Below are 26,718 nucleotides of genomic sequence, written 5' to 3'. Positions count from 1 at the left end.
AGGGAGGTGGCATCGCGCAGCGATGACGGAAGGAGTTACAGTGCGTCCAGCTCCTTTTGCAGTTGTGCCAGAGAATCGCGGATGGGCAGCTTCTGCGGGCAGACGGCTTCGCACTTACCGCAGCGCACACAGTGCAGGGCCTTTTCGCTGTCCGGGAAGCAGGTGGTCCACTGGGCTTTGATGGCATCCTTCTGGCCGAACATGCCCAGCTTGTTCCAGATGCTGAAATTGTCCGGGATGTCCACCCCCATGGGGCAGGGCATACAGTACCGGCAGCCGGTGCAGCCAATCTTGATGCGGCGGTGCAGCTCGTTGGCTACGCTTTCCACAGCGGCATTCTCGGCGGGGGAAAGCGGTTCAAAATGGCCAAAGGTGGCAAGGTTGTCGGTCAGCTGATCCTCAGCACTCATGCCGGAGAGGATCACATGCACGTTTTTGTGGCTGCCCACCCAGCGCAGCGCCCAGGAGGCATCGGTGGCATCCGGACGCAGGGCGTGCAGCGGTGCGGCGGCATCTGCAGGCAGGGATGCCAGCGTGCCGCCCTTGATGGGCTCCATGATGATAAGCGGCACGCCGCATTCTTCGGTCAGCTGATAGCCCCGGTCACCGGAGATCTCCTCGGCGCGGTCGTCCCGGTCCAGATAATTGTATTGCAGCTGGCAGAAATCCCACGGCTGGTCGCGCAGAATATACTCAAACCCGGCGGCGTTGTCATGGCAGGAAACCCCAAAGTTCCGGATGCGTCCTGCGGCCTTCTGCTGCCATAGCCAGTCCACAAGGCCCATGGCTTTTGCCTTTTCGTACCGGGCCTTGTGCAGGGAGTGCAGCAGGTAGAAGTCGATGTAGTCCACGCCCAGCCGCTGCAGTTGCTCTTCAAAAATGCGCTTGGCATCGTCCAGGCTTTTGCATTTCCACAGCGGCATTTTGGTGGCAAGATAAAAGCTGCTGCGGTCCCATTTGGCGATCACGCGGCCCACAAACGGCTCACTCTGGCCGTTGTGATAGGGATAGGCAGTATCGAAGTAGTTGACACCGGCGGCCTTAGCGGTGTTCAGCAAAGCTTCGGCGCGCTCCTCGTCAATGGTGCCGTCGGCTTTGGTGGGAAAACGCATACAGCCGTAACCCAAAAGGGAAGTGCGGATGTTGTTTTTGTTCCAGTTGCGGTGTTCCATAAACTCTCTTTTTGCGGCAGAGGGGACAAAGGCTCTGCCGTTCCTCCTGTTGAGGATAGTATAGCATAGTTTTTGAATGCAGAAAAGATACGACGATGACGATTTAAAATGCCCTCCGCTTCGCTCTGGGCATAAACAGCGGAAATCATATTTGCAGCTCCGAAACGACTGCGGTCGTTTCGGAGCTGTTTTTTCACCATAGAGTCGTAGCGTCAAATGCATTTTCCTACCGCACAGATGCCACTTGCCTTTACCGCCCCTCCTGTGAAAAAGTGTTCAGAAAATGTCCGCAGACATTTTCTGAACACAAATTAAAAATAATAATTCATCTAAACATGCCTAGAGCGCAGCGGAGGGCATTCCAATCATCAAACAAAAAAAGATGCCCGCACCTTTCGGTACGGGCACCTCATTGTTCAAGAATGAACGACTCTCAGAAGAGGTTCAATTACTTGACCTCGACCTTAGCGCCAGCCTCGGTCAGCTTCTTCTGGATGTCCTCAGCCTCAGCCTTGGAGACCTTCTCCTTGACAGCCTTGGGAGCGCCATCGACGATAGCCTTAGCTTCCTTCAGGCCCAGACCGGTGATCTCCTTCACCAGCTTGATGACCTGCATCTTGGTAGCGCCAGCCTCAGCCAGGATGACGTCGAACTCGGTCTTCTCTTCCTCAGCGGCAGCAGCAGCGCCAGCAGCAGCGGGAGCAGCAGCAGCAACAGCGGAAACACCGAACTCTTCGCAGTAAGCGTCGATCAGTTCCTTCAGCTCCAGAACGGACAGCTCCTTAACGGAGTCGATGATGGCAGTAATCTTCTCAGAAGCCATAGTAGTAACCCTCCAATATCAATGGTTTTGTTTGTTAGTTTCTTGTTTTGTTTAAGCAGCGGTCATGCAGCAATCAGGCTGCAGGCTCCTCCTGCTTGTCGGCATAAGCCTGCATTGCAACGGCCAGACCAGACAGAGTGCTGGTGAGGGCGCCTGCGAACATGGACAGCATGCCTTCGCGGTTGGGCAGCTTTGCGATTGCGTTGGTCTCGGCAGCGTCCATGACCTTGCCTTCCATGAAGCCAGCCTTCACGACGAACTTCTTGGACTTATCGCCATCCTGATACTTGCACAGGATGCGGGCAGCGGACATGGGATCTGCTTCGTGAGCAAAAGCGATAGCGGTATCGCCCTTGAACTGCTCAGCCAGGCCCTCCAGAGAGGTACCCTTGACAGCCAGACGCAGCATGGTGTTCTTCACGACCATGTAATCGACGCCTGCCTCACGCAGCTCCTTACGGAGCTTGGTGTCGTTCTCGACGTTAATGCCGCCGTAAGCGACGACGCAGCCGGAAACCGCACTCTCAAACTTTGCCTTCAGATCAGCGACATAAGCCTGCTTTTCAGAAAGAATCTTTGCACTGGGCATTCGGTTTCACCTCGTTTCAAAAACTTGTATCGAAAACCGGAGCAAGTATGAAAAAAGCCTCTTTCCCGCACTTGGCCGAGAAAGAGGCATAAAACAACTTTACGCACGTTTCTCGGCAGGCGGCATAGCCTTACACTGGACTCCAGTACCTGCTGTCTCAAAAACAGCATGATTATTTTACCGCAAACGTGCGGAGTTGTCAAGTCTTTTTTGAAATTTTCTGACAAAATTTTTCTGCCGCCCATACGAACGGCAGAAAAACGATCAGAACTTCAAATCAGACACCGTACTTCAAGGTGTTCAGACGGATGCCAGGGCCCATGGTGGTGGCGATGGTAGCGCTCTTGAAGTAGGTACCCTTTGCTGCAGCGGGCTTTGCCTTGGCAATAGCCTCCATCACAGTGTCCAGGTTGGCGTACAGCTTTTCTGCACCGAAAGAAGCCTTGCCCACGGGCACATGGATGATGTTCTGCTTGTCCAGACGGTACTCGATCTTACCAGCCTTGGCCTCGGAAACAGCCTTGCCCAGGTCGGGAGCAACGGTGCCGGCCTTGGGGTTCGGCATCAGGCCGCGGGGGCCCAGGACCTTACCGAGACGGCCAACGCGGCCCATCATATCGGGAGTGGTCACGACAACGTCGAAATCCATGAAGCCGCCGGCGATCTTTGCGATCAGCTCGTCATCACCGACGATATCAGCGCCAGCAGCCTCAGCAGCGGCAGCTGCGGGACCCTTGGCGATTGCGCAGACGCGGACGGTCTTGCCGGTGCCGTTGGGCAGAACGACAGCGCCGCGGACCTGCTGGTCAGCGTGACGGCCGTCAACGCCCAGACGGACGTGCAGCTCAACGGTCTCGTCGAACTTGGCAGAAGCGGTCTTGCAAGCCAGCTCCAGAGCCTCGTTCACATCATATGCCTTAGTAGAATCGACCAGCTTTGCAGCGTCGACATAGTGCTTGCCATGTTTCATTGTATATCCTCCTGTGTGGTCATGCGGGCAGTTTTATGCCCTCCCACTGTTTATGTCTCAGCCCTCGACGGTGACACCCATGGAACGGCAGGTGCCGCGAACCATGCTGCATGCAGCTTCCAGAGAAGCAGCGTTCAGGTCGGGCATCTTGGTCTTGGCGATCTCTTCCACCTGAGCGGCGGTCAGAGAAGCGACCTTTTCCTTGTTGGGCTTGCCGGAAGCGGTGTTGATGCCAGCTGCCTTCTTGATCAGAACGGCTGCCGGAGGAGTCTTGGTGATGAAGCTGAAGGAGCGGTCAGCATACACAGTGATGACGACGGGGATCACATAACCCATCTGGTTCTTGGTACGCTCGTTGAACTCCTTGGTGAATGCCATGATGTTGACACCCTTCTGACCCAGAGCAGGGCCAACAGGGGGAGCCGGAGTTGCCTTGCCGGCCTCGATCTGCAGCTTAATGTAGCCAGTAACTTTCTGTGCCATAATAAATGCACCTCCAAAAATCTGTGGTGAGTTGCGGCACGGTGTCTCCGTGCCTCCCACGAGCATGTGCACAGTGCACACGCTCTATAAGAACCGCACTGCGGTCTTACCTTGGTAAACGATTTGTGCCGGTTGGTTACGGCAGCTCGACCTGACCGATCTCCACCTCTGCGGGGGTCTCGCGGCCGAACATGTTGACCTTGAGCTTCACTTTGAAGTTCTCGGTATCGATCTCCTCCACAAGGCCCATAAAGCCTTCCAGAGGACCGGCGGTGATCTGCACGGTGTCGCCGACGTTGAAGTCGACTGCCAGAGGTGCAGCCTTTTCCACGCCCATCTTCTCTACTTCCTCAGCAGAGAGGGGAACGGGCTTGGATGCGGGGCCGACGAAGCCGGTGCAGCCGCGCGTATTGCGCACCACGTACCAGGTATCGTCGTTCATCACCATTTTGACCAGAACGTAGCCGGGGAAGAGCTTGTGCTCCACCATCTTCTGCTTGCCGTTCTTGTCAATTTCGGGAACCATCTCGACGGGAACCTTGATATCGCAGATCAGATCCTGCAGATGACGGTTCTCCACCATGGTCTGCAGGTCGTTCGCGACCTTGTTCTCATAGCCGGAATAGGTATGCACTACATACCAAAGTGCCTCATTGGATTGTTCTTCCATTTTGGTCTGCCCTCCGTTTCAAGATGATTCTCAGGCGCCGATGATCAAGCCCAGGATGCCGCCGAAGATGGCATCCAGCAGGATCATCACGACCGCTGCGATGGCGACGGTCACGAGCACGACGACGGTGTTGGTCTTAACGTCCTCTTTGGACGGCCACACCACCTTCTTCAGCTCGCTCTTGGTGTCGCGGAAGAACTTGGCACACTTGCCAAAGAAGTTCTTCACAGCGGCCTTTGCTCTGGCCACAAAGCCCGGCTTGTTCTCGGTTTTGTCTGCCATGATGCGTCCGCCTTTCTTACTTGGTTTCGCGATGAACGGTGTGCTTCTTGCAGAAACGGCAATACTTCTTCATCTCGAGACGATCGGGGTTGTTCTTCTTGTTCTTCGTGGTGTTGTAGTTGCGCTGCTTGCACTCGGTGCAGGCCAGAGTGATTTTAACGGTCATTTGTTGACACCTCCATTATAACGGTTGTTTTGAACCTCCCTCGGGTTGCGGGTGGTACCTGTAAAACAGGCGCACTTAATAACCCCGCAAAAGAGGTGATATCATTGTACCACGCACTTTTCCATCCGTCAAGCGGAAATCTTCGATTTTTGGAAAGTTTTTTTGAAAAATATCTCTTTTACCCACCGGCAGCTTTTTGGCATTCTGCTTGCATCGCGCGCATAGATATTGTATAATAAGCCAGAACGGCATTTTTACCGGTTATATCCCGCCCAGGTCTTGGGCTTTGTAAATAGGAGAGAGTTATCATGCAGTCTGAAAAAATGTGCGTTGTGCTGCTGTTCGGCGGTATGTCCAGCGAGCACGAGGTCAGCCGCGTTTCTGTGGGCAACTTCGTCAACAACATTGACCGTGAAAAATATGAGGTGCTCACTGTGGGCATCACCAAGGAGGGCCGCTGGCTGTACACCGAGGCCACGGCCGCCCAGATGGCCGATGGCAGCTGGGAAGAGCTGGCAGGCAACATGGCCTGCGTCATCAGTCCGGACCGCGCCGACCACGGCATGATCCTGTTCACCCCGGAAGGCCATGTGGAAAAAGTGCATGTGGATGTGGTCATCCCGGTGCTGCACGGCCTGTGGGGCGAGGATGGCACGGTGCAGGGCCTGCTGGAGCTGGCCGGCATCCCCTACGTGGGCTGCGGCGTGCTGGCAAGCGCGGTGTGCATGGACAAAGCCGTGGCCAATGCTCTGTTCGAGGCCAACGGTGTGCCCCACACCAGATGGCTGGCTGCCGACCGCTGGGAGATCGAGTCCGATCTGGAAGGCGTGTGCGAGGGTGTGGAAAAGAAGCTGGGCTGGCCCGTGTTCGTCAAGCCCGCAAACGCCGGTTCCAGCGTGGGCATCTCCAAGGTGTCCAGCCGTGACGAGCTGAAAAAGGCCATCGACCTTGCACTGGAAAACGACCGCAAGGTGGTGTTTGAAGCCTTTGTGGACGGACAGGAAGTGGAGTGCGCCGTGATCGGCTCCGACCCCGCCGTGGCTACCCGTCCGGGCGAGATCCTTGCCGGTGCCGAGTTCTATACCTACGACGACAAGTACAAAAACGGCGTGAGCCAGACCGTCATCCCGGCTCACCTGCCGGAAGCAAAGCTGGACGAGGTGAAGACCTACGCCGCCATGGCCTACACTGCCCTGAACTGCGAGGGCCTTGCCCGCTGCGATTTCTTTGTGGAAAAGGGTACTGGCCGGGTGCTGATCAACGAGATCAACACCTTCCCGGGCTTCACGTCCATCAGCATGTATCCCAAGCTGATGGAGCACGAGGGCCTGCCGGTGCCGCAGCTCATCGACCGGCTGATCGCGCTGGCGCTGGAAAGGAAGGAAAAGCAGCATGGATAACCGCCCGATCGGCGTATTCGACAGCGGCCTTGGCGGCCTGACCGGTGTGCGGGAGCTGCGCAAGCGCCTGCCCCACGAGGAGATCATCTATTTTGGCGATACCGGCCGCGTGCCCTATGGCAGCCGCAGCCCGGAGACCATTCTGCAGTATGCCCGTCAGGACGTGGCATTCCTGCTCTCTAAAAATGTAAAGTGCATCATGGCGGCCTGCGGCACCGTGTCCAGCACCTACCCGGCTGCAGAAGCGGCAAAGCTGCCGGTGCCCTATCTGGGCGTGGTGGATGCTGCCGCCCGGGAAGCAGCCTTTGCTACCCGCAACCGCCGCATCGGCGTGATCGGCACCGCTGCCACCATCCGCTCCCGCAGCTACGAAAAGCTGCTGCGTCAGCTGGTACCGGGGGTGGAGATCACCGCGCAGGCCTGCCCGCTGTTCGTGCCGCTGGTGGAGGCCGGTTACGTGGACCACAGCGAGGAGAGCCGACAGCAGGTGACGAAGCTGGTGATCGCTCAGTACCTGACCGAGGTGCGTGAGGCCGGTGTGGACACCCTGATTTTGGGCTGCACCCACTACCCGCTGCTCAAGACCATGATCGGCGAGTTCATGGGCCAGAGCGTGACGCTGGTGGATCCGGCCAAGACCGCCGCCCACCATCTGGAACAGATGCTCTCCGAGCGCGGCCTGAAAGCGGCGCAGGAGCACGAGGGTCAGGCGCACTTCTACGTGAGCGATGTGCCGGACAGCTTTGTGCAGACGGCAGACCTGTTCCTGGGCGAGTACAAGGGCGGCCCGGTGGATCAGATCGCCATTGATAAATATTGATAAGGACAGAAAAACGTGAGCAAACCGCTGAAGGAAGATTATATCATCCGCATCAAGAGCCGCATTGAGCAGCATGTGAAAGAGCCTGTGGAGCAGGAAGAAAAGGAAGAGTTTGTGGAGCTGATGACCCGCGGCCAGTTCGTGCAGAAGGGCGGCAGCTACTACATTACCTATAAAGAGACCGAGACCACCGGCTACGAGGGCTGCACCACCACCCTGAAAATTGCCGCCGACGGAAGCCGCGTGGCGATGCTGCGGTTTGGCAAGGGCGGCGGGGCCGGCACCCAGCTGCTGATCGAAAAAGGCAAGCGCAACCTCTGCCACTACGAGACAGGCTACGGCTCTATGACGCTGGGCGTGACCGCCGACGAGATCGAGTGCGGCCTGACCGAGAAGGGCGGCACCGCAAAGTTCGGCTACCTGCTGGATGCCAACAGCGCCGAGCTTGTGAGCCGCAACCGCCTTGAAGTGACCGTGACCCACGTAAACTGAGATATTTCCCAGACTGTGAAAGGAACCAGACCAATGACTGAATTTGAAAAGATCTACCAGAACTATAACCCCCGTCAGGCTGCGCTGGACGAGGCACGCGCTCTGCTGACCGCTGCCGCCAAGGCCGCCATGGCCGATGGTGCTCTGCCGGAAGCTGAGCTGCCCGCCTTCATCGTGGAGATCCCCGCCGATACCAAGAACGGCGATATCGCCTCCAACATCGCCATGGCCGGTGCACGCAGCTGGCGCAAGGCTCCCAAGATGATCGCGGATGCGCTGCTGGCACATCTGCCCTCCATTGAGAACAGTGTGTTTGCCAAGGTGGAAGTGGCTGGCCCCGGCTTCATCAACCTGTTTTTGGCTCCGTCCTTCTGGGCCAGTGTGGTGCTGAGTGCCTGCTCCAACAAGGAGTATGGCCGCACCGATCACGGAAAGGGCGCCAAGTACAATGTGGAATTCGTTTCCGCCAACCCCACCGGCCCCATGCACATGGGCAACGCCCGCGGCGGCGCTCTGGGCGACTGTCTGTCCGCTGTGCTGGACTGGTCCGGCTATGATGTGACCCGCGAGTTCTATATCAACGATGCCGGCAACCAGATCCAGAAGTTCGGCAAGAGCCTTGCCGTGCGCTACCTGCAGAAGTACTGCGGCGAGGAAGCCTATCCGCTGCCCGCCGAGTGCTATCAGGGCGGCGACATCAAGGTGCTGGCCGGTGAGTTTGCCGAGCTGAACGGCGACAAGTACGTTGCCGCTTGCAAGGGGATGGACGAGGAGACTCTGTTCGAGAGCGAGGCCTTTGCCGCCCTGAAGGACGCACTGGTGGCCTACGCTCTGCCCAAGAACATTGCTGCCCTCAAGCGCGATCTGGGCAAGTACCGCATCGACTACGATGTGTGGTTCCATGAGAGCACCCTGCATGAGTCCGGCGCGGTGAAGGCCGTGGTGGATAAGCTGCTGGAGCTGGGCGCATGCTATAAGGCAGAGGACGGTGCCATCATGTACCGCAGCGCCCAGTACGCTGCCAAGTACGGCACGGTGAACAAGAAAAAGACCGAGGACGGAACCGAGGAGGAAGCCAAGGACGAAGTGCTCGTCCGTGCCAACGGCATCCCCACCTACTTTGCCGCCGATATCGCCTACCACTACAACAAGCTGGCCACCCGTGGCTTTGCCAAGGCCATCGATGTCTGGGGTGCAGACCATCACGGCCATGTGGCCCGCATGAAGGGTGCCATGGATGCCATCGGCCTGAACGGCGAAGATCTGGACGTTGTGCTGATGCAGATGGTCAACCTGATGCGCGACGGCCAGCCTGTGCGGATGTCCAAGCGCACAGGCAATGCCATCACCCTGACCGACCTGCTGGAAGAGGTGCCCATCGACAGCGCACGCTTCCTGTTCAATATGCACGACGCAGGCAGCGGCATCGATTTTGACCTCGATCAGGCTGTCAAGACCGATAACGATAACCCCGTGTACTATGTGCAGTATGCCCATGCCCGCATCTGCTCCATCCTGAAAAAGATGGAGAGCGAGGGCGTGCAGTTTGCCGGTGCCGAGAAGGTGGATGCCACCCTGCTCACCGAGCCTTCCGAGATGGATCTGATCCGGATGCTGGCAGCCTTCCCGCAGGAGATCGTCATGGCGGCCGAGAAGTACGACCCCAGCCGCATCAACCGCTTTGTCATTGATCTGGCCAGCGCCTTCCACCGCTTCTACGGCAGCTGCCGCATTCAGGGTGCAGACCCCGCTGTGCAGCAGGCACGTCTGGCTCTGTGCATCGGCGTGAAGAATGCCATCTTCAACGTGCTGACCATGTTCAAGATCAACGTGCCGGAGAAGATGTAACATGCAAAAACCCTCTCAGTCAAAACCTTACGGTTTTGCCAGCTCTCCCGAAGGGCGAGCTTTATGCGCTATGAAGATAAACGATTTCTTCACCCGCAAGAAGCCTGTTTCGGGCAGATGAAAAGGCTCCCCCTTTCGGGGGAGCTGGCACGGCGCAAGCCGTGACTGAGAGGGTTCGTACCCCAAAAATCTGGCTCCCCTGCGGGGGAGCTTTTTTCGATAACAGCGAGGAACAACCAATGGAACCTTTGAAAATCGGCAATATCATCCTGCCGCACCGGGCGGTGTTCGGCCCGATGGCGGGCTTTACGGATGCACCCTGCCGCCGCCTGATGGCCCAGCACGGTGCAGGCTTTACTGTGAGCGAAATGGTGTCCAGCCGGGCGCTGGTGTACGGCGACCACAAGACGGTGAGCCTGCTCAAGGCCGAACCCAACGGTGCACCCTATGGCGTGCAGATCTTTGGCGAAGTGCCCGAGATCATGGGCGAAGCCACCGCCGCCATCGAACAGTACGAGTTCGACTTTGTGGATATCAACATGGGCTGCCCGGCCCCCAAGATCGTTTCCGGCGGCGCAGGCAGCAAGCTGATGCTGGACCCGGACCGCTGCGGGCGCATCGTGGAGCAGGTTGTGGCAAATACAAAACGGCCTGTCACCGTGAAAATGCGCAAGGGCTGGGATGCCGACCACATCACTGCAGTGGAGTGTGCCAAGGCCTGTGAGCAGGCCGGCGCAGCCCTCATTGCGGTGCACGCCCGTACCCGGGAGCAGATGTACACCCCCGGCATCGACCCGGAGATCATTGCCCGGGTGAAGGATGCCGTCAGAGTGCCGGTGCTGGGCAACGGCGACATCCACTCGGCAGAGGATGCGGTGGAGATGATGCAGGCCACCGGCTGTGACGGCGTGATGATCGCCCGGGGCGCGCTGGGCGACCCGTGGCTCTTTGAGCGGGTGAACGCCGCCATTGAAGGCCTGCCCGCACCCAAGGCACCCAACCTGCAGGCCCGCATGAATGCGCTGCGCCGTCAGGTGGAGGAGATGGTGGAGCAGAAGGGCGAGTTCGTCGCCATGCCGCAGGCCCGCTCTCAGACCATGCACTATATGAAGGGGCTGAAAGGTGCGGCCAATCTGCGCCGCTACTGCTGCACCCTGACCCATCTGGAAGATCTGGACGAGCTGATCGATGCTGTTTTTGAAGAACAGCGCAAAGCGGGCATCGACCCGGACGACGTGCGCGAGGTGCCGTTTCCGTAAGGGGAATATTACTGCTGCCGGGTCAGCTCATCCAGATTCTGGGTGTAACAGGGCAGACAGTGCTCTATGAACCAGTCGGCTTCCGGGCAGTGCATGGCCTGCAGGGCCGCTTTCTGCTGGGCCAGCGCCGCGTCAAACTCGTGGTTGCCGCTGCGCTGCTCCTCCGTGCATTTGATGAGGGCGCTCAGCCGGTCGGCGGCCTTCAGCAGGCGCTTTTCCTCGGCGGTGAGCAGTTCCCCGGAGATGAACGGGGACAGCTCTTCGCTCAACTCGTCCGGCAGAAGGCCGGTCATGCAGCGCACGCTCTCAGTTTCCAACGCCTTGTAGGCATCCCGCAGGGTGGGGCTGCTGTACTTGACCGGTGTGGGCATGTCGCCGGTAATGATCTCCGGCGCGTCGTGGTACAGCGCCGCCACTGCTACCGTTTTGGGGCGGCAGGGCGTGCCGGTGTACCGCCGTGCGATCAGGCAAAGCATGTGGGCCAGCAGGGCGGTATCGCAGGTGTGCTCGCTGAGAGATTCGGCCCGGGTGGAGTGCATCAGGCTCCAGCGGGTAATGTATTTCATGCGCGCCAGCAGGGCACTGAACGGGTACAGCATGGCAGCTTCCTCCTTTTTTCTCCAACATACCTGTCTGGCAGAGCGTTGTCAAGCCCTTTTTTCTGTGCAGTGTTCGTGCTATACTAAAATAAACCAACTTTCTGCCGCTTTGGCAGAGAAAAGAGGAAACCATGGAGCGGTCTGGTACTGCCCGGCAGCCGCAGCTGCTGGGACAAAAAAAGGATAAATTCTGGCTGACGGTGGGCCTGTGTGCCCTCACGGCGGCCCTGTTCTTTCTGCCGTTTTATATCATCGACGGCGGCTTTTTCCACTATGCAGGCGATTTCAACAGCCAGCAGATCAGCTTTTACCGCTATATGAACGGCTTTATCAAGGGCGCAGGCTACCCGGACAGTGCGTTCACCTCGGTGCACAATACCTTCTCATGGGCCACCGACCTTGGCAGCGGCGTGATGAACGCCTATTCGTTCTACCTGTACGGCTCGCCGTTCTTCTGGTTCTCGCTGCTCTTCCCGCAGGGGTGGCTGCCCTACCTCATGGTGCCGCTGCTGGTGCTCAAGTTTGCCGTGGCGGGCGGCGGTGCGTACCTGTATCTGCGCCGCTACGTCAAAAATATCGACTACGCCGTGCTGGGAGCCTGTCTGTATACCTTCTCCGGCTTTACGGTATACAATGTGTTCTTCAACCACTTTGTAGATGTGGTGGCGCTGTTCCCGTATCTGCTGTGGTCGCTGGACGAGGCCCTTTACAACGACCGCCGCAGCTGGTTTGCGTTCTGGGTGGCGGTGAACCTTGTCAACAACTACTTCTTCTTCATCGGTCAGGTGGTATTTCTGGCCATCTACTTCATCTGCAAGCTCAGCACAAGGGACTTCCGTCTCACTGCAAAAAAGTTCGGGCTGCTGGCCTTTGAAAGCCTGCTGGGCGCTGCCATGGGCAGCATCCTGCTGGTGCCTGCGGTGCTCTCCATTTTGCAGAACCCGCGCACCATCGATCTTTCCTCCGGCTGGGGCTTTCTGACCTACAGCAAGGTGCAGCAGTACCTTGCAATTCTCGTCAGCTGGATCATGCCGCCGGATTCTCCCTACCTCACATCCATCTGGTCGGAGGGCGTGATCAAGTGGACCAGCATGTCGGCCTATCTGCCGCTGTGCAGTCTGGCCGGTGCCGTGGCCTACTGGAAAGCAAAGCGCGGCGACAGTAAAAAGCGCATCGTGGGCACCTGCGCCGTGTTCGCACTGGTGCCCATCCTGAACAGTGCGTTCTACGCCCTCAATTCCAGCTACTATGCGCGCTGGTACTATATGCCGGTGCTGGTGCTGGCCGCAATGACCGTGAACGCGCTGGAAGACCACAACACCGATCTGGACAGCCCGGCCCGCGGCATCAGCTGGCTGATGATCGCCACGGTGGCCTTTGCGGTGGTGCCGGTGCAGGACAGCGACACCGGCAGCTGGTCGTTCGGCGTGCTCAAGAACCCCGGTCAGTACTGTGCGGTGCTGGGCTTTGGCCTGCTGGGCCTGCTGCTGTACCGCTATCTCTGCCAGAAGTGGCGGGGCGACAGCCGCTTTGCCCAGCGCATGACGGCGGCAGTGCTGGCGTTTGCCTTCCTGTTCAGCGTGGTGCACATCGGCATTGGCAAGTTCGGCCAGTGGTATACCGACAGCGACCTTGTGAAGCAGGACACAAGCGCCCTGCTGTTGAAAAACGACCTGCCCGAAGGCGATTACCGCGTGGATACGTACAAGATCCACGACAACATCGGCATGTGGCTGGATAAGAGCTGCCTGCAGTATTTTGGCAGCACGGCAGCCCCCAGCATCCTCAGCTTCTACCCGGCGCTGGGGGTCAAGCGGGATGTGCGCAGTGAGCCGGAGCTTTCCAATTATGCACTGCGGGGCCTTTTGAGTGTGGAGTACCTTATCACCACGCCGGAAAAGCAGACCGACTTTGAAAACGAAGCCGACGACGGCTGGGAATATGCCTTTGCAAAGGACGGCTATGCGGTCTACCGCAACACGAACTACGTGCCCATGGGCTTTGCCTATGACTATTACCTCACCCAGACCGAGTACGAAGAAACAGCCAAGGCCACCCGCGCAAACCTCCTGATGCGTGCACTGGTGCTTACCGACGAGGATGCTGCAGTCTACGGCAAGTACCTCACCCATCTGCCGGAAGGCAGACGGGAGGAGCTGTACTATGAGTCCTACGTGCAGGACTGCCGCGAGCGCCGTGCCACGGCTGCCAGTGTGTTCCAGATGAACAATTCGGGCTTCCACGCCGAGATCACGCTGGAAAAAGAGAACCTCGTGTTCTTCTCCGTGCCTTACGATGACGGCTTTACAGCCTATGTCAACGGGCAGGAGGCCGACATTGTGGAGGTGGACGAGGGATTGATGGCTGTGCTGTGCCCGGCAGGTGAAAACAGCATCGATTTTGTCTACCAGCCCGACGGCATCCGGCTGAGCCGCCCGCTGACCTTGGGCGGCATTGTGGTATGGCTGGCGTACACGGCGTACTTCGTCTGGCGCAAGCGCCGCACAAAGCGGGCCTGATGCACGGAAGAATGACTTTGTGCTGTAGAAAAAAGAAATTTTTGAAATTTCCTCTTGACTTTATGCCAATAAAGTGTATAATGCAATCAAACCGATGAGGCGGAAGAGAACCTGCACAGCGCATCTTCAGTGAGCCCGGACAGTGAAAACGGGCGAGAGCGGGGCAGAGCTTCGTGGGCCGCCGAGGGCCGGGCAAATGGGCAGCAAGCCTTAGTAGCTTTGGACGGAAGTCTCCGTTACAGGACAGGGGAGTGTTGGCTCTCCGTGAGAGGCTCTGCAGTTTGCAAAGCAGGGCAAGCAAGGTGGCACCGCAGAATCGAACTTTACCGATCCTGTCCTTGTGGATAACACACAGGGACAGGGTCGTTTTTATTTGTAAGACCCGTCCCGCAAGGGGAGCGGGTCTTTTACTTTTGCCGCCCGCTCCGGGAAAGGAGTTTACTGTTATGAAAAACGTTACCATGATCTCCCGCCGCAGCTTCCTCAAGGCCGCTATGGCTGCTTCCGCCGTTTCTGCACTGGCATTCACCGGCTGCGGCGGCTCCGCTTCCAGCACCGTGGCTGCATCTTCCACTGCTTCTTCCGCTGCCGCTTCCGCAGCAGCCGAGGGCGGCCAGACCTTCAAGGTGGGCATCGTCAACTATGTGGATCATGCTTCCCTCAACCAGATCGTGGAATCTGTGGAGAGCCGTCTGGATGAGCTGGGGGCAGAGAAGGGCGTTACCTTCGACTACGCCGACTACTACGCAAATGCACAGGCTGACCAGTCCAACCTGAACCAGATCGGTGCCGACCTCGTAGGGGACGGCGTGGATGTGATCGTGGCTGTGGCTACCCCCACCGCCGCAACCATGCTGGCCGCTGTGGAGGATACCGATATTCCCGTTGTCTACTCTGCTGTCACCGACCCCGCCGCTGCAGGCTTTGACGGCGAGGAGAACATCACCGGAACCTCCGACGCACTGAACACCGAGGCCATCATGAACCTAATCACCGCTGTCAACCCGGACATTGACACCATCGGCCTGCTGTACGACCTGAGTCAGGATGCCTCCACCCAGGCCATTGCCGATGCAAAGGCTTTCTGTGATGCCAACGGCATCAAGTACATTGAGAAGAACGGCACCACCACCGCCGAGGTGCAGATGGCGGCCGAAGCCCTGATCGCTTCCGGCGTCAAGGCCGTGTTCACCCCCACCGACAACACCGTGATGACCGCAGAGCTGTCCATCTACGAGACCTTTACCGAGGCAGGCGTGCAGCACTACACCGGTGCTGACAGCTTTGCACTGAACGGTGCGTTCGTGGGCTACGGCGTGGATTACGTCCAGCTGGGCGAAGCCACTGCCGATATGGTGGCAGAGCTGCTGTGCGAGGGCAAGACCACTGCAGACCTGCCCTACCAGACCTTTGATAACGGTATCGTCACCATCAACACCGAGACATGCGAAGCGCTGGGCCTTGACCTCGACACCGTGAAGGAGGCCTTCAAGCCCTACTGTACCGAGATCGTGGAAGTGACCACTGCAGAGAACTTCTCTTAAAAAGTACCCTCTCAGTCAAAACCTGACGGTTTTGCCAGCTCCCCCGAAGGGGGAGCTTTTGGCGGCTTTAGGAAAAGTTTTCGATTCAATTGCAAAGTGTGCAGCTTTGCCAGAGGCTCTCCCTTTGGGAGAGCTGGCGCGTAAGCGCCTGAGAGGGCGAGGACGCCGCCCACAGCGCCGCGCTTTCGCAGAAAGCGGCGCTGCAAATGCCGTTTTCCGTCACGACCCTACTCGTGAAAAGGGGATTCAGAAAAGCCCGCAGGCTTTTCTGAATCCCGAATAAAAACCCAATTCCGCTGAATATGGCCAGAGCAAAAGCGGAGGCCATTTTAAATCGTCCAATCAAAAAGAAACATAAAAGGAGCACACACATGCTGGCGAGTATCTTTTCGCTCAACGTCCTACAGACGGCGCTGGAACTGGGCTGTATTTATGCCCTGGTGGCGCTGGCACTGTTCCTGAGCTATTCCATCCTGAACATCGCAGACCTTTCCACTGACGGCTGCTTCACGCTGGGCTGCGCCGTGGCCTGTCAGGTAGCACTGACCGGCCACCCCATTCTGGCCCTGTTCGCAGCCATGGCGGCAGGTGTGTGCTCCGGCTTTGTTACGGCTTTTCTGCAGACCCGCCTTGGCGTGGAGAGCATCATGGCAGGCATCATCGTCAACACCGGCCTTTACACCATCAATCTGGCCGTGATGGGCTTTTCCTCCACCATGTCGCTGGTCAAGACCGACACTGTTTTCTCGCTGGCAAAGGGCTCGCTGAGCTTCCTTGGCGGCTGGTATAAGCTGGCCATCGCGCTGGCCATGATCCTGCTTGCCGGTGCGGCGATGCTGGGCTTTCTGGGCACCCGGCTGGGCCTGTCCATCCGCGCCACCGGTGACAACGCTGCTATGGTGCGTGCTTCCAGCATTAACCCGGCTTTCACCATTACGGTGGGCCTGTGCATTTCCGGCGCATTGTGCGCCCTCTCCGGCGGACTGCTGGCGCAGTATCAGAAGAGCTGCGATATCAATGTGGGCACCGGCATGGTGACCATCGCACTGGCTTCCCTCATCATCGGCGAGACATTGCTTGGCAAGCGCACCATGCTGCGCCGGATCATCGGCGTGGTGTTCGGTAGCTGCCTGTACCGTTTTATCGTGGCTGTGGCCCTGCGCTTCAATGTGCCTGCCGCCGCCATGAAGCTGGTGTCCGCCATCATCGTGGCCATCGCCATTTCGATGCCGGCCATCAAGGAAAAAATCGCCTTTGAGCAGCGCAAGCATGGGGCCTGCCGCCGCGTGACTACCGGCAAGGAGGGAAAGTAAGATGGAAATGCTTCAGCTGAACGATCTGCACAAGACTTTCAACCCCGGCACGGTCAATGAAAAAGTGGCCCTGAACGGTGTCAGCCTGCACATGGAAGCCGGGGACTTTGCCACCATCGTGGGCTCCAACGGCGCGGGCAAATCCACCCTGTTCAACGCCATCACCGGCGGCTTCATCGCGGATGAGGGCAGCATCCTGCTGGGCGGACAGGATATCACCTTTGCGCCGGAGCACCAGCGCAGCAAGGTCATCGGCCACCTGTTTCAGGACCCGCTCAAGGGCACCGCACCCAACATGACCATTGAGGAAAACCTTGCACTGGCCTATCTGCGTGCCGGCACCGCGCCCCACGCCATCTTCTCCCGCATCTCCCGCAAGGACAAGGAAGTGTTCCGCGAAAAGCTGGCGCTGCTGGATATGGGCCTTGAGGACCGCATGAAACAGCCGGTGGGACTGCTTTCCGGCGGCCAGCGGCAGGCGCTGACCCTGCTCATGGCAACGCTGGTCACCCCCAAGCTGCTGCTGCTGGACGAGCACACCGCCGCACTGGACCCCGCCACCGCCGAAAAGGTACTGGAGCTGACCAAGAGCATCGTGGCTGAAAAGAAGATCACCTGCCTGATGGTCACCCACAACATGCATCAGGCATTGGAGCTGGGCAACCGCACCCTGATGATGGATTCCGGCCGCATCGTCTTTGACGTGAAGGGCGAGGAGCGCAGCCGGATGACCGTGGACGACCTGCTTGAAAAGTTCCGCGAGAACGCAGGCAAGAATCTGGATAACGACCGCATCCTGCTGAGTAAAGTGGAAAAGTGACCCGGACAGGAAAGCACAGCCCCGACAGACCATGCAGTCTGCCGGGGCTGTATTTTTGCAGGAGCACACCGCAGGGAAAAAGCGGTTCCCCCTGAAACAGCAAATCCCCCCTGCGCAGATGCACAGAGGGGATTTTAAATATCAGAAATTACTGAACGTATTCGACCGTGTACTCGAAGCCGTACTCTTCCTGCAGCTTCTTCACCTCGGCCTCGCAGTCCTCGATGAAGGTGGGGGCGTAGACAGAAGCGCCATTGTGGGCCTTCTTGTAGTCCTCAACGATCTGCTGCAGCTTTGCCCAGCCCTCGTTGGCCTTGTTCTGGTCGATGCTGTCGGGGAAGTTGATGATGAACTCGCGGTGCTTAGGAATACGTGCTTTCATGGTAGGTTCTCCTTATAACAGTTTGGATTTTGATTGTTGATTTATACAGAAGCACAGAGAAAAACCTGTGCAACTTGCGAAAAACGAATCACAGCCCGTATACCCGGCGGGCATTTTCGGCTGTGGTGCGGAACACCTCTTCGGCAGAGATGCCCCGCAGCTGGGCGATATACTCGCCCACATAGCGGATGAGGGAGCTGTCACAGCGGGTGCCGCGCACCGGCTCCGGTGCCATGTAGGGGCAGTCGGTCTCCAGCACGATGCTTTCCAGCGGCAGGGCGCTGATGGCTTTTGCCGCTCGCTTGGCACCCTTGAAGGTACACGCCCCGCCAAAACCGATGAACAGTCCCTGCTTTGCCAGCCACACCGCGTCATCGGCACTGCCGGAATAGCAGTGGACGATGCCCTTGGGCTGGTATTTTTTGAGCAGGGCGTAAACGTCGGCATGGGCGTTGCGGTCGTGCACGATGATGGGCTTGTCCAGTTCCAGCGCCAGCCGGATGTGTGCCTCAAACATGGCCAGCTGGGCATCCTTGGGCACAGGCCAGTGGTAGTCCAGCCCGCACTCCCCCACTGCCACCACCTTGGGGTCGGCATAATAGGGCATCAGGGCACGCATCTCGGCGGCCCAGTCGCCGCCGTACACCGAGACCGTAGGAGCCGGGCCTTCCTCGCCGCAGTCGGCGGCGGGCAGCAGGCTTTCCGGGTGGATGCCAACAGCTGCCACCACCCACGGGTAGCGGTGCGCCAGCTCCAGCACTTTGGGTGCATCCCCGGAGTGGGTGGCCTGTTCACACACGCCCACCACACCCTTGCCGGGCAGGCTGTCCAGCAGGGGATAGCGGTCGGTGTCAAAGGCGCGGGCGCTGTAGTGCGCGTGGGTGTCAAAAATGGGGCCGGTCATTTGCCCTCCTTTTTGGCGGGGGCCTTGTTCACCAGCCAGATGCCCACACACACGAACACCAGCGCCGCCAGATACTGCCAGCGGAACAGCGGTTCGCCGTTGAGCACGGCGCTCAGCAGCACGTTGACCACCGGGTTCACGAAGCCAAAGATGGCAATGCGGCTGACCGGGTTGTTCTTCATCAGCAGGGCCCACAGCACATAGCCTGCCCCGCAGATGAAGGCCAGATACAGCATGACCACCACCGCCAGTGCGCTCTGCACATGGAGACTGCCGCCCAGCACAGTGCCCAGCACGAACAGTGCCAGACCGCCCACGAACAGGTTGATGAAGCAGACGGCAAAGCTGTCTGCTTTTTTGGTCACGGATTTGTTCCATGGGCCGGACAGGGTAAAGATGATGGTAGCGGCCATCATGCAGAACACGCCCCAGCCGCTGCCGCTGCCGTGGTTTCCCAGCGTGCCGATGAGCACGCCTGCAAAGCCGATGACACAGCCCAGCGTTTTGGCAGGGGTCATGCGGTCGGCGTTGCCGTAGATGAAATGGGCAAAGATCACGCCCAGAAAGCTCTGGGTGCTGTTCAGGATGCCGCCAAAGGCACCCGTGAGCATGGCAACAGCGATGTAATAGAATGCGTACTGGATCGTGGTCTGCCACAGGCCCAGAGCACAGCACTCCGCTGCCACTTTGCCGCGGGGAAACTTGGGCAGGCGGCTCTGCAACAGAACACTGCCCAGAAGCACCAGAAAGCTGCCCAGCATGAACCGCACACCGGCAAAGCAGAAGATGGAGGCGGTGTTGCTGGTCTCAATGGAGAACAGCCGGTAGCCCAGCTTGATGAACGGGAACGCCGAACCCCACAGTACATTGCAGAAAATGGCCAGCAGCACGGCAAACACTGACGTGCCGAAAATTTTATCCAGCCTTTCGGCACGGGAAAGCTTTACAGTTTCCATGGCTCAGTGGATGCGGCTGCCTACGGGGGTGTCGTCGCCGTAGAAAGCGATGGAGCAGCCGCCGTCGGCGGTATCAGCAGCAAAGATCATGCCCTCGCTGACGTACTTGCCCTTCATCATCGGGCGGGGAGCCAGATTGCACACAATGCCGATCTTCTTACCGATCAGGTCTTCCGGCTTGAACCACTTTGCAATGCCGGAAAGGATGCAGCGCTCCCGCTCGCCGTCGAACACGGTCAGGTGCAGCAGCTTCTTGCTCTCCTTCAGGTTCTCGCAGGCGCGCACCTCGGCCACGCGCAGCTCCACCTTGCAGAAGGTGTCAAAGTCGATCTCTTCCTCGTGGGTAAAGTCCACGGTGCTCTCCTCGGCGGGGGCGGCAGCCTTCTTCTCTGCTTCGGCCTTGGCCTTGTTGGCAGCTTCGGCAGCGGCCTTGCGTTTCTCGTCCTCTTCCTTCAGGTGGGCAATTTCCTTTGCCACATCGATGCGGGGGAACAGTGCCTCGCCCTTGTGCACGGTGTAGGTCTCCTGTGCGCCGTAGGTGGTCTTGGTCAGGTCCAGAGCAGATGCGTCCAGACCCAGCTGTTCCATCATCTTGGGCGCGGTGGTGGGCAGGTATGCGTTCAGCAGGATGCCGCACACGCGCAGTGCCTCGCACAGGTGGTACAGCACGCTCTCCAGACGCGGCTTGTTGGCCTCGTCCTTGGCCAGCGCCCAGGGAGCGGTCTCGTCGATGTACTTGTTGGCGCGCTGGATGACCGCAAAGATCTCCATCAGGGCCTGCGGGATGGTCAGGCTGTCCATGTCGGCCGTGACCTTGGCGGTCAGCTCGTTGACCATGGTCTCCAGCTCGGTGTCGATGGCTTCGGTACCGGCCACATTGTGCACGGTGCCGCCGAAGTACTTCTCGCACATGGCGACGGTGCGGCTGAGCAGGTTGCCCAAATCGTTCGCCAGATCGCTGTTGATGCGGGTGATCAGGGCTTCGTTGGTGAACATGCCATCGTTGCCGAAGGGAATCTCACGCAGCAGGAAGTAGCGGATGGCATCCACGCCGTAGCGGTCGCACAGGATCACGGGGTCCACCACATTGCCCACGGACTTGGACATCTTGCCGCCGTTCATCAGCAGCCAGCCGTGGCCGAACACCCGCTTGGGCAGGGGCAGATCCAGTGCCATCAGCATGGCAGGCCACAGAATGGTGTGGAAGCGCAGGATCTCCTTGCCCACCATGTGCAAGTCGGCAGGCCAGAACTTGTCATAGTCGTGATATTTTTCGTTGCCGTAGCCCAGCGCGGAGATATAGTTGCTCAGGGCGTCCACCCACACATACATGGTGTGCTTGGGGTCGAAGGGCACGGGGATGCCCCACTTCACGGAGGTGCGGGACACGCAGGTATCCTGCAGGCCCTGCTTGATGAAGGCGATCATCTCGTTCTTGCGGCTCTCGGGCTGGATGAACTGGGGGTTCTCCTCGTAGAGCTTCAGCAGGCGGTCAGCATACTTGCTGGTCTTGAAGAAGTAGGCTTCCTCGTGTGCGTCGTACACTTCGCGGCCGCAGTCCGGGCACTTTCCGTCCACCAGCTGGCTGTCAGTCCAGAAGCTCTCGCAGGGCTTGCAGTAGTGGCCGATGTACTCGCCCTTGTAGATGTCGCCCTGCTCATACAGCTTGGTGAAAATTTTCTGGCAGGACTCCATGTGGTAGTCGTCGGTGGTGCGGATGAAGCGGTCGTAGCTGACGTCCAGCAGCTTCCACAGATCCTTGACGGTGGCTACGATCTTGTCCACGTATTCCTTGGGGGTCACACCGGCGTCGGCGGCCTTATCCTGAATCTTCTGGCCGTGCTCGTCGGTGCCGGTCAGGAACATGACGTCATAGCCCTGCATCCGCTTGAAGCGTGCCAGTGCGTCGCAGGCGACAGTGGTATAGCTGTGGCCGATGTGCAGTTTGTCGCTGGGGTAGTAGATGGGAGTGGTGATGTAGAATGTCTTGTGCTCACTCATAGGTTGATACTCTTCCTTTCCTGATTTGGCGGGGGACGAAAAAAGCCCTCATCCTGCCGGACTGAGCCGGACAAGGACGAGAGCCTGAAACTTTCGTGGTACCACCTTGCTTCGCCGCACCCTTGCGGGCGCAGCCTTTTGCCGGGCCAAAAAGCACGGCGCAGCGCGGTAACGGGCGCACCCGTCGCAGGCTCAATTTTCACCTGCGCAGCTCCGAGACCATCTTCGGCATCGCGCGGCCTGCCCGGTTCCATCCTTCGGGCTTTCTGTCAGGCGCAGACGGTGCGTACTCTTCTCTTCACAGCCAATTTACATTGTTATGTCTATAATACGCAAAAACGGTGGGTTTGTCAACATTAAATCTCGTAATCCAGACAGAACCGTGCCTTGGTGTAGGGCCGCACCTTGCTGTCGGCCACAGCCACATGGGCGGGATGGACGGAGTAGCCCTTGAGGGCCTCGGCGCTTTCAAAGGTGGTGTCCAGCATCAGGTCGGCAGTGGAAGAGGGGAGACCGTTGATGTTGACATGCACTTCCACAAGGCCCGGGACCTTGCCTGCCAGACCTTCCAGCCCCTCCTTGATGCCTGCCTTGACGGCGGCTTTTTCGGCATCGGACAGCTCGTCCTTCAGCTGCCACAGGATCACATGCTTGACCATAATAAAATACCTCCTGCGTTTTTTCTCATTGTAGCAGGATGAGAAAACGAACGCAAGAGGAAAGCTGCAAAGTATTATTGGGGTGCGAACAGCAACACCACCAGAAGCACGGCACAGAGCACCGAAAGTCCGATGCCCTCCAGCCGGGTCAATTTGATGTACTCTTCCGTGGGCTCAGGTGCCTGCGTATACCGCCCACGGTCATGCAGGGCAATGGCATCCTCCGGCTGCAGCGCCATAAAAATGCCGAACCCGATGCCGAAAAGGGCGGCTAAGATCGATAAGATGACTTCCATAGCAACCCCTCACTTTTTGGTTTTGTCGTCCCTGCTCAGAGTATAGCACAGATACGAGATCAGCAGGGCAGCGCACAACACGAGCGCCGCCACCATCAAAATGGAGTGCAGCGGCTCGACCCTGGGAAGAAAGGTGTTGACCAGATAGAGTGCACCGCAAAGGATCGAAGCAATGCCGTAAAATTTGCGGAAGTGCTTCTTTTCGTCCTCACTGCTCCATCCGGTGCCGGTGCCATTGTACAGATCCCGGATGCCGCGGTACAAAAACAGCACACCCAGCGCGGCGTTCAGCCAATCCCAGTCCGAAAGATTCAAATTCATGGTGGCCCCTTTCCGGCTGTCAATCCGCACTATGGTTCCAGCTTTCGTAAGCGACAAGATAAAGAAGGTCTCCCACGATGGCGATGCCGAAGATGATACGGTAAATCAGCGATGTGACAGGTGTGAAGGCTAAGATCAGAAAGGCGATACTGTTGAGCATGTAAAACACGCCGTTCTTTTTCTGCCAGAAGGCGCGGTACTCCGGGTCACGGTGATACTGGTTGAACGGCAGATCGAGGAACGGGTCTTTGCCTTGAAGATCCCGAATGCCGGAGATGAACCAGATAACGGTCAGCACAAGGTTGAACAGAGTGGAAACCGAAACGAACGACTCCATGAAATGCACCTCCCATCTTTTTCCACAGTATACCACAGAAAAGTGCAAAAACAAAGGACGGTATTCAACCGCGCAGCGTAAAATTTGCACAAATCGGACGTTGACTGTTGGTGAAAACAGCACAAAATAAAACCAGCCGGACGAGGCGGTTGCAAGCCCTCGTCCGGCTGGATACTTACTTCTTCGGAGTCATAAGCCTCTTCTCCTTGGGGTTCCTCATTTTCGGAGTAAACGTTTCATAGGGTGACTCTCCTTAGAAACTACTGGAAACTGAGAATCTATTTCAAGGGGACTGATTACTTAGTACATTGGATTGACCCTTCTCTTAACTGATGGAGTGCGGCACCGAGATTCTAAAGATGAATTTCATATTACCACATTCTTTCGAGTTAGATTCGCCAGGGGCAAACTACTTAGTACATTGGTAGAACTCCTTTTTTGCTATTCAAATAATGTTCTCCGTACAAAAGATACCTTCATAGGAATCATCTCCGGCGGATCTATTTGAATCACTGGGGGTTAAGTTTATCGACAGGTTGTCGTATAATCGCATTTTTGATGCTCAAGACTGGCTCATTTTTGTTGTGTTTTTATACGGGGGAAACATCCCGTTTGTGGTGAGCCTCTGTTTTGCTTCTCAGCGAATCCCGACAGCCTGTCCCTGCTGTGCGGGTTCCATATCGACCATCGGTCTCGCTCCTTTCTGCTTCAAGTCAGCGGGATTAGCTCTCTCTTGAGCTTCTGCTGTACTTCTCTGGTTTCTGGCTTTATTATACATATTCCTGATTGATTTGTCTATTCGCAGAATACACAAGGATAAAAACATAAAATTGTGCAGTTCTTGAAAAATGGCAGATGGAACGTACAAAATGCCGCTTTCTGTGCGGTATGTCCGGACGATCATACCCTTTGGAGAGGAACTCTGTTCCCTGCAGGGAGGGCTGCCGAGGAAGTCAACAGCAAAGCTGCCCAGAAGTTCCGGGCCGTTTGTGGAGGATTTTGCGCAAAACGGGAGAAAATGTCGGCAGGGTATTATGTGATGGATTTGTTTGTGCTAAAATAGCGCCAATGAATGGTAGTCGCCGCCGCCCCGCGAGATGAAAGTTTCGCGGGGCGGCTTTTTTGCGGCAAAAATTTACACATAAAAGAAATGGAGACACAATCAAAATGCCTAAAACTTTACCGGAACGTATCTTCTTTACCATTGTCATGGCTGCAATTATGGTCTATGGCATGATCGTTTACAATGTGGCGCTGAACACAGGCGGTGTCACCAATGCCACCTTTGTTATGGCTCTGCACGAGATGCCGATCATGGTTCCCATTGCCTGCGTGCTGGAATTTTTCGTGGTGGAGAAACTGGCCACCCGATTGGCGTTTATATTCATGCGGCCCACAGATCGTCCGCAGTTCATCACCTATGCCATCTCGCTGATGATCGTGTGCATCATGTGCCCGGTGATGAGCCTGATCGCAACGGTGCTGTTTAAAGAACCAAGCTTTGGCACCTGGGTGCATACCTGGGGCTGCAATATGCCCATGGCCCTGTGCTGGCAGCTGCTGTACTGCGGCCCGCTTACCCGTGCCATCTTCCGGCTGATGTTCCGCCGGGGCGAAAAGCAGACGGACTGATAGCTCCCGGATATGGAACGATAATAAATATGTATAGAACGGGATGGAATAACGGACGAGGCGCCTATACGAATTTTATATATCGGGCATATAAAGCATGTACAATGGGGCATTTTTGATGGAAATATTTCCCGGAATGCCCTGAAAAAGCCATTGAAACCTAAGAATTGGCTAAGAAATTTGTGGAAAAAGTACATGTGAAGAGCGTTTTGTTGGACAAGATGCACAACTTTTTTTATATATCAATGCAGTAGAACCACCTAAAATGTAGAATGTGCACAAAGCCACTTGCCAATTTTCGTCAATCGTACTATCATACACAACGAAAAAAGACGAAGTGATCCGTGCAGGAGGGAGGGTGTGACCGGACAAAGCCGAACGCCTTCCTTACTTTTTTCACAAAGCTGCGCCTTTTCTTCGAGCGATAAGAAGGACGCTGCGCCGCCGGGGCGGTGCGGCGGTCTTACCCCCGGAACCCTATTCTTCAGGAAGGAGGAAAAACAATTGAATAATCTGACCAAAGCATTGATGGAAGAGCTGACCGTCGAATACGTCAAGGTCGGCCCGCTGCAGATCCCGGAATCCGTGGTCATCAGCTGGGTGATCCTGGCCATCGTCACCATCGGCTCGATCCTGCTTACCAGAAACCTGAAGGTGGACCACATCAGCAAGCGTCAGGCCGTGCTGGAAATGGCCTACCTCGCAGGCACCAATTTCTTTGAAGGTCTGCTGGGCGAAAAGGGCAGGCGCTATGTGCCTTACCTGATGACCGTGGCCATCTACATCGCCTTCAGCAACCTGATCGGCGTGTTCGGCGTCAAGCCCCCCACAAAGGATCTGGATGTGACCGCAGCGCTGGCGCTGATGAGCATCGTCCTGATCGAGGGTGCCGGCATCCGGGCACGCGGCGGCGTGGGCTTCCTCAAGAGTCTGGCTGCCCCCACGCCGGTCATGACCCCTATGAACATCCTCGAGGTCGCCATCCGCCCCACCAGCCTGTGCATGCGACTGTTCGGCAACGTGCTGGGTGCATTCGTCATCATGGAGCTGATCAAGCTCGTGGTGCCTGTGTTCGTCCCGGCGGTGTTCAGCCTGTATTTTGACCTGTTCGACGGTCTGATCCAGACCTACGTGTTCGTGTTCCTGACTTCGCTGTTCATGAAAGAGACCATGGGCGGAGAAGACTGATCCATTGATATTTACTGAATTTAAAAGGAGATTATTACTATGAATGGTTTGATTGCTCTGGGCGCTGGCATTGCAGCGCTGACCGGCATTGGCGGCGGTATCGGCATCGGCATCGCAACGGGTAAGGCAACGGAGGCTATCTCCCGTCAGCCCGAGGCATCCGGCAAGATCCAGACCAACCTGCTGCTGGGCGCTGCTCTGGCAGAAGGTACTGCAATTTTCGGCTTCGTCGTTGCACTGCTGATCATCCTGTTCCTGGGTCAGTAACGGAGG

At 57.4% G+C, this 26,718-nt stretch carries 29 protein-coding genes and 1 other annotated feature; of the genes, 12 read left to right on the top strand and 17 right to left on the bottom strand.

From position 1 onward, the window contains the following. Positions 1-35: 35 nt before the first annotated feature. From QZL71_RS02805 to rpmG, 8 genes are all read right to left on the bottom strand, one after another. Positions 36-1,172 carry an aldo/keto reductase gene (locus tag QZL71_RS02805; protein WP_294647658.1) on the bottom strand — a complete coding sequence of 379 codons (1,137 nt, stop codon included), beginning with the start codon at positions 1,170-1,172 and terminating at the stop codon, positions 36-38. Positions 1,173-1,620: 448 nt separating this feature from the next. After that, complete coding sequence (gene rplL, locus QZL71_RS02800; RefSeq protein ID WP_005944525.1) at positions 1,621-1,995, bottom strand: 50S ribosomal protein L7/L12; 375 nt, start codon at positions 1,993-1,995, stop codon at positions 1,621-1,623. Between the two features lie 73 nt (positions 1,996-2,068). Beyond that, complete coding sequence (gene rplJ / locus QZL71_RS02795; protein WP_005944524.1) at positions 2,069-2,584, bottom strand: 50S ribosomal protein L10; 516 nt, start codon at positions 2,582-2,584, stop codon at positions 2,069-2,071. Positions 2,585-2,861: 277 nt separating this feature from the next. Then, positions 2,862-3,554 carry a 50S ribosomal protein L1 gene (rplA, locus tag QZL71_RS02790; RefSeq protein WP_005944523.1) on the bottom strand — a complete coding sequence of 231 codons (693 nt, stop codon included), beginning with the start codon at positions 3,552-3,554 and terminating at the stop codon, positions 2,862-2,864. 57 nt (positions 3,555-3,611) lie between these two features. Continuing rightward, on the bottom strand, positions 3,612-4,037 hold the full coding sequence (gene rplK, locus QZL71_RS02785) for a 50S ribosomal protein L11 (protein ID WP_005920496.1): 426 nt from the start codon (positions 4,035-4,037) through the stop codon (positions 3,612-3,614). Between the two features lie 136 nt (positions 4,038-4,173). Beyond that, positions 4,174-4,707: a transcription termination/antitermination protein NusG gene (nusG, locus tag QZL71_RS02780; RefSeq protein ID WP_005944521.1), complete on the bottom strand. Its 534-nt coding sequence runs from the start codon at positions 4,705-4,707 to the stop codon at positions 4,174-4,176. Positions 4,708-4,737: 30 nt separating this feature from the next. Then, entirely contained in the window at positions 4,738-4,989 is a 252-nt protein-coding gene (gene secE, locus QZL71_RS02775; RefSeq protein WP_005944520.1) for a preprotein translocase subunit SecE, read from the bottom strand. A 16-nt stretch (positions 4,990-5,005) separates the two neighbouring features. Beyond that, positions 5,006-5,155 carry a 50S ribosomal protein L33 gene (gene rpmG, locus QZL71_RS02770; protein ID WP_005920501.1) on the bottom strand — a complete coding sequence of 50 codons (150 nt, stop codon included), beginning with the start codon at positions 5,153-5,155 and terminating at the stop codon, positions 5,006-5,008. 308 nt (positions 5,156-5,463) lie between these two features. Between rpmG and QZL71_RS02765 the strand changes: the two genes are divergently transcribed. The 5 genes from QZL71_RS02765 (at position 5,464) to dusB (ending at position 10,974) form a co-directional block, all read left to right on the top strand. Beyond that, positions 5,464-6,555 (top strand): D-alanine--D-alanine ligase family protein, encoded by a 1,092-nt coding sequence (locus QZL71_RS02765; RefSeq protein ID WP_097775185.1) that lies wholly within the window; start codon positions 5,464-5,466, stop codon positions 6,553-6,555. Beyond that, on the top strand, positions 6,548-7,375 hold the full coding sequence (gene murI, locus QZL71_RS02760; RefSeq protein WP_005944516.1) for a glutamate racemase: 828 nt from the start codon (positions 6,548-6,550) through the stop codon (positions 7,373-7,375). The genes QZL71_RS02765 and murI overlap by 8 nt, the downstream gene beginning before the upstream one ends. 15 nt (positions 7,376-7,390) lie before the next feature. Continuing rightward, positions 7,391-7,867, top strand: a complete 477-nt coding sequence (locus QZL71_RS02755) for a DUF1934 domain-containing protein (protein ID WP_097775187.1) — start codon at positions 7,391-7,393, stop codon at positions 7,865-7,867. Positions 7,868-7,900: 33 nt separating this feature from the next. Next, on the top strand, positions 7,901-9,715 hold the full coding sequence (argS, locus tag QZL71_RS02750; protein WP_294647656.1) for an arginine--tRNA ligase: 1,815 nt from the start codon (positions 7,901-7,903) through the stop codon (positions 9,713-9,715). Positions 9,716-9,954: 239 nt separating this feature from the next. After that, the gene (gene dusB / locus QZL71_RS02745) at positions 9,955-10,974 is read left to right on the top strand and encodes a tRNA dihydrouridine synthase DusB (RefSeq protein WP_044954051.1); all 1,020 of its coding nucleotides are present in this window, start codon (positions 9,955-9,957) and stop codon (positions 10,972-10,974) included. Between the two features lie 8 nt (positions 10,975-10,982). Here the strand turns inward: dusB and yfbR are convergent, their stop codons facing one another. Then, entirely contained in the window at positions 10,983-11,573 is a 591-nt protein-coding gene (gene yfbR / locus QZL71_RS02740) for a 5'-deoxynucleotidase (RefSeq protein ID WP_005944511.1), read from the bottom strand. Between the two features lie 131 nt (positions 11,574-11,704). On the opposite strand from yfbR, the gene QZL71_RS02735 reads away from it, so the two are divergent. The 4 genes from QZL71_RS02735 (at position 11,705) to QZL71_RS02720 (ending at position 17,769) form a co-directional block, all read left to right on the top strand. Then, complete coding sequence (locus QZL71_RS02735) at positions 11,705-14,092, top strand: YfhO family protein (protein ID WP_294647655.1); 2,388 nt, start codon at positions 11,705-11,707, stop codon at positions 14,090-14,092. Between the two features lie 446 nt (positions 14,093-14,538). Continuing rightward, positions 14,539-15,636, top strand: coding sequence for an ABC transporter substrate-binding protein (locus QZL71_RS02730; RefSeq protein ID WP_097781564.1), 1,098 nt, complete (start codon positions 14,539-14,541; stop codon positions 15,634-15,636). Between the two features lie 371 nt (positions 15,637-16,007). Beyond that, positions 16,008-16,949 (top strand): ABC transporter permease, encoded by a 942-nt coding sequence (locus tag QZL71_RS02725; RefSeq protein WP_294647653.1) that lies wholly within the window; start codon positions 16,008-16,010, stop codon positions 16,947-16,949. Between the two features lie 7 nt (positions 16,950-16,956). Then, a complete protein-coding gene (locus QZL71_RS02720) occupies positions 16,957-17,769 on the top strand; it encodes an ATP-binding cassette domain-containing protein (RefSeq protein ID WP_165852618.1) in 813 nt (270 codons plus the stop codon). 148 nt (positions 17,770-17,917) lie between these two features. Here QZL71_RS02720 and QZL71_RS02715 read toward each other — a convergent pair whose 3' ends face one another. From QZL71_RS02715 to QZL71_RS02680, 8 genes are all read right to left on the bottom strand, one after another. Next, complete coding sequence (locus QZL71_RS02715; protein ID WP_005944505.1) at positions 17,918-18,151, bottom strand: hypothetical protein; 234 nt, start codon at positions 18,149-18,151, stop codon at positions 17,918-17,920. An 88-nt stretch (positions 18,152-18,239) separates the two neighbouring features. Then, complete coding sequence (locus QZL71_RS02710; RefSeq protein WP_294647651.1) at positions 18,240-19,055, bottom strand: TatD family hydrolase; 816 nt, start codon at positions 19,053-19,055, stop codon at positions 18,240-18,242. Next, positions 19,052-20,011: a DMT family transporter gene (locus QZL71_RS02705; protein ID WP_294647649.1), complete on the bottom strand. Its 960-nt coding sequence runs from the start codon at positions 20,009-20,011 to the stop codon at positions 19,052-19,054. The genes QZL71_RS02710 and QZL71_RS02705 overlap by 4 nt, the downstream gene beginning before the upstream one ends. Before the next feature lie 3 nt (positions 20,012-20,014). Continuing rightward, complete coding sequence (gene metG, locus QZL71_RS02700; protein WP_294647647.1) at positions 20,015-22,012, bottom strand: methionine--tRNA ligase; 1,998 nt, start codon at positions 22,010-22,012, stop codon at positions 20,015-20,017. A 69-nt stretch (positions 22,013-22,081) separates the two neighbouring features. Then, positions 22,082-22,323 (bottom strand) — a binding site (T-box leader). Positions 22,324-22,368: 45 nt separating this feature from the next. After that, entirely contained in the window at positions 22,369-22,671 is a 303-nt protein-coding gene (locus QZL71_RS02695) for a Dabb family protein (RefSeq protein ID WP_294647645.1), read from the bottom strand. Between the two features lie 74 nt (positions 22,672-22,745). Continuing rightward, a complete protein-coding gene (locus QZL71_RS02690) occupies positions 22,746-22,967 on the bottom strand; it encodes a hypothetical protein (protein ID WP_294647643.1) in 222 nt (73 codons plus the stop codon). A gap of 9 nt (positions 22,968-22,976) precedes the next feature. Then, positions 22,977-23,288: a hypothetical protein gene (locus tag QZL71_RS02685; protein ID WP_223389121.1), complete on the bottom strand. Its 312-nt coding sequence runs from the start codon at positions 23,286-23,288 to the stop codon at positions 22,977-22,979. A gap of 19 nt (positions 23,289-23,307) precedes the next feature. Next, a complete protein-coding gene (locus tag QZL71_RS02680; RefSeq protein WP_294647641.1) occupies positions 23,308-23,625 on the bottom strand; it encodes a hypothetical protein in 318 nt (105 codons plus the stop codon). A gap of 1,167 nt (positions 23,626-24,792) precedes the next feature. Between QZL71_RS02680 and QZL71_RS02675 the strand changes: the two genes are divergently transcribed. The 3 genes from QZL71_RS02675 to atpE all read left to right on the top strand — a co-directional run bounded on the left by QZL71_RS02675 (position 24,793) and on the right by atpE (position 26,712). Then, on the top strand, positions 24,793-25,257 hold the full coding sequence (locus tag QZL71_RS02675) for a DUF2798 domain-containing protein (protein WP_294647639.1): 465 nt from the start codon (positions 24,793-24,795) through the stop codon (positions 25,255-25,257). A gap of 504 nt (positions 25,258-25,761) precedes the next feature. Then, positions 25,762-26,445, top strand: a complete 684-nt coding sequence (locus QZL71_RS02670; RefSeq protein WP_291014986.1) for a F0F1 ATP synthase subunit A — start codon at positions 25,762-25,764, stop codon at positions 26,443-26,445. Positions 26,446-26,484: 39 nt separating this feature from the next. Then, positions 26,485-26,712, top strand: a complete 228-nt coding sequence (atpE, locus tag QZL71_RS02665; RefSeq protein ID WP_005944490.1) for an ATP synthase F0 subunit C — start codon at positions 26,485-26,487, stop codon at positions 26,710-26,712. Positions 26,713-26,718 lie beyond the last annotated feature (6 nt).

It is taken from the genome of uncultured Faecalibacterium sp., assembly GCF_900066275.1.
Lineage (GTDB): Bacteria > Bacillota > Clostridia > Oscillospirales > Ruminococcaceae > Faecalibacterium > Faecalibacterium taiwanense.
Note: the sequence above shows the minus strand (reverse complement) of the source record. Positions and strands in the feature narration are given on the sequence as shown.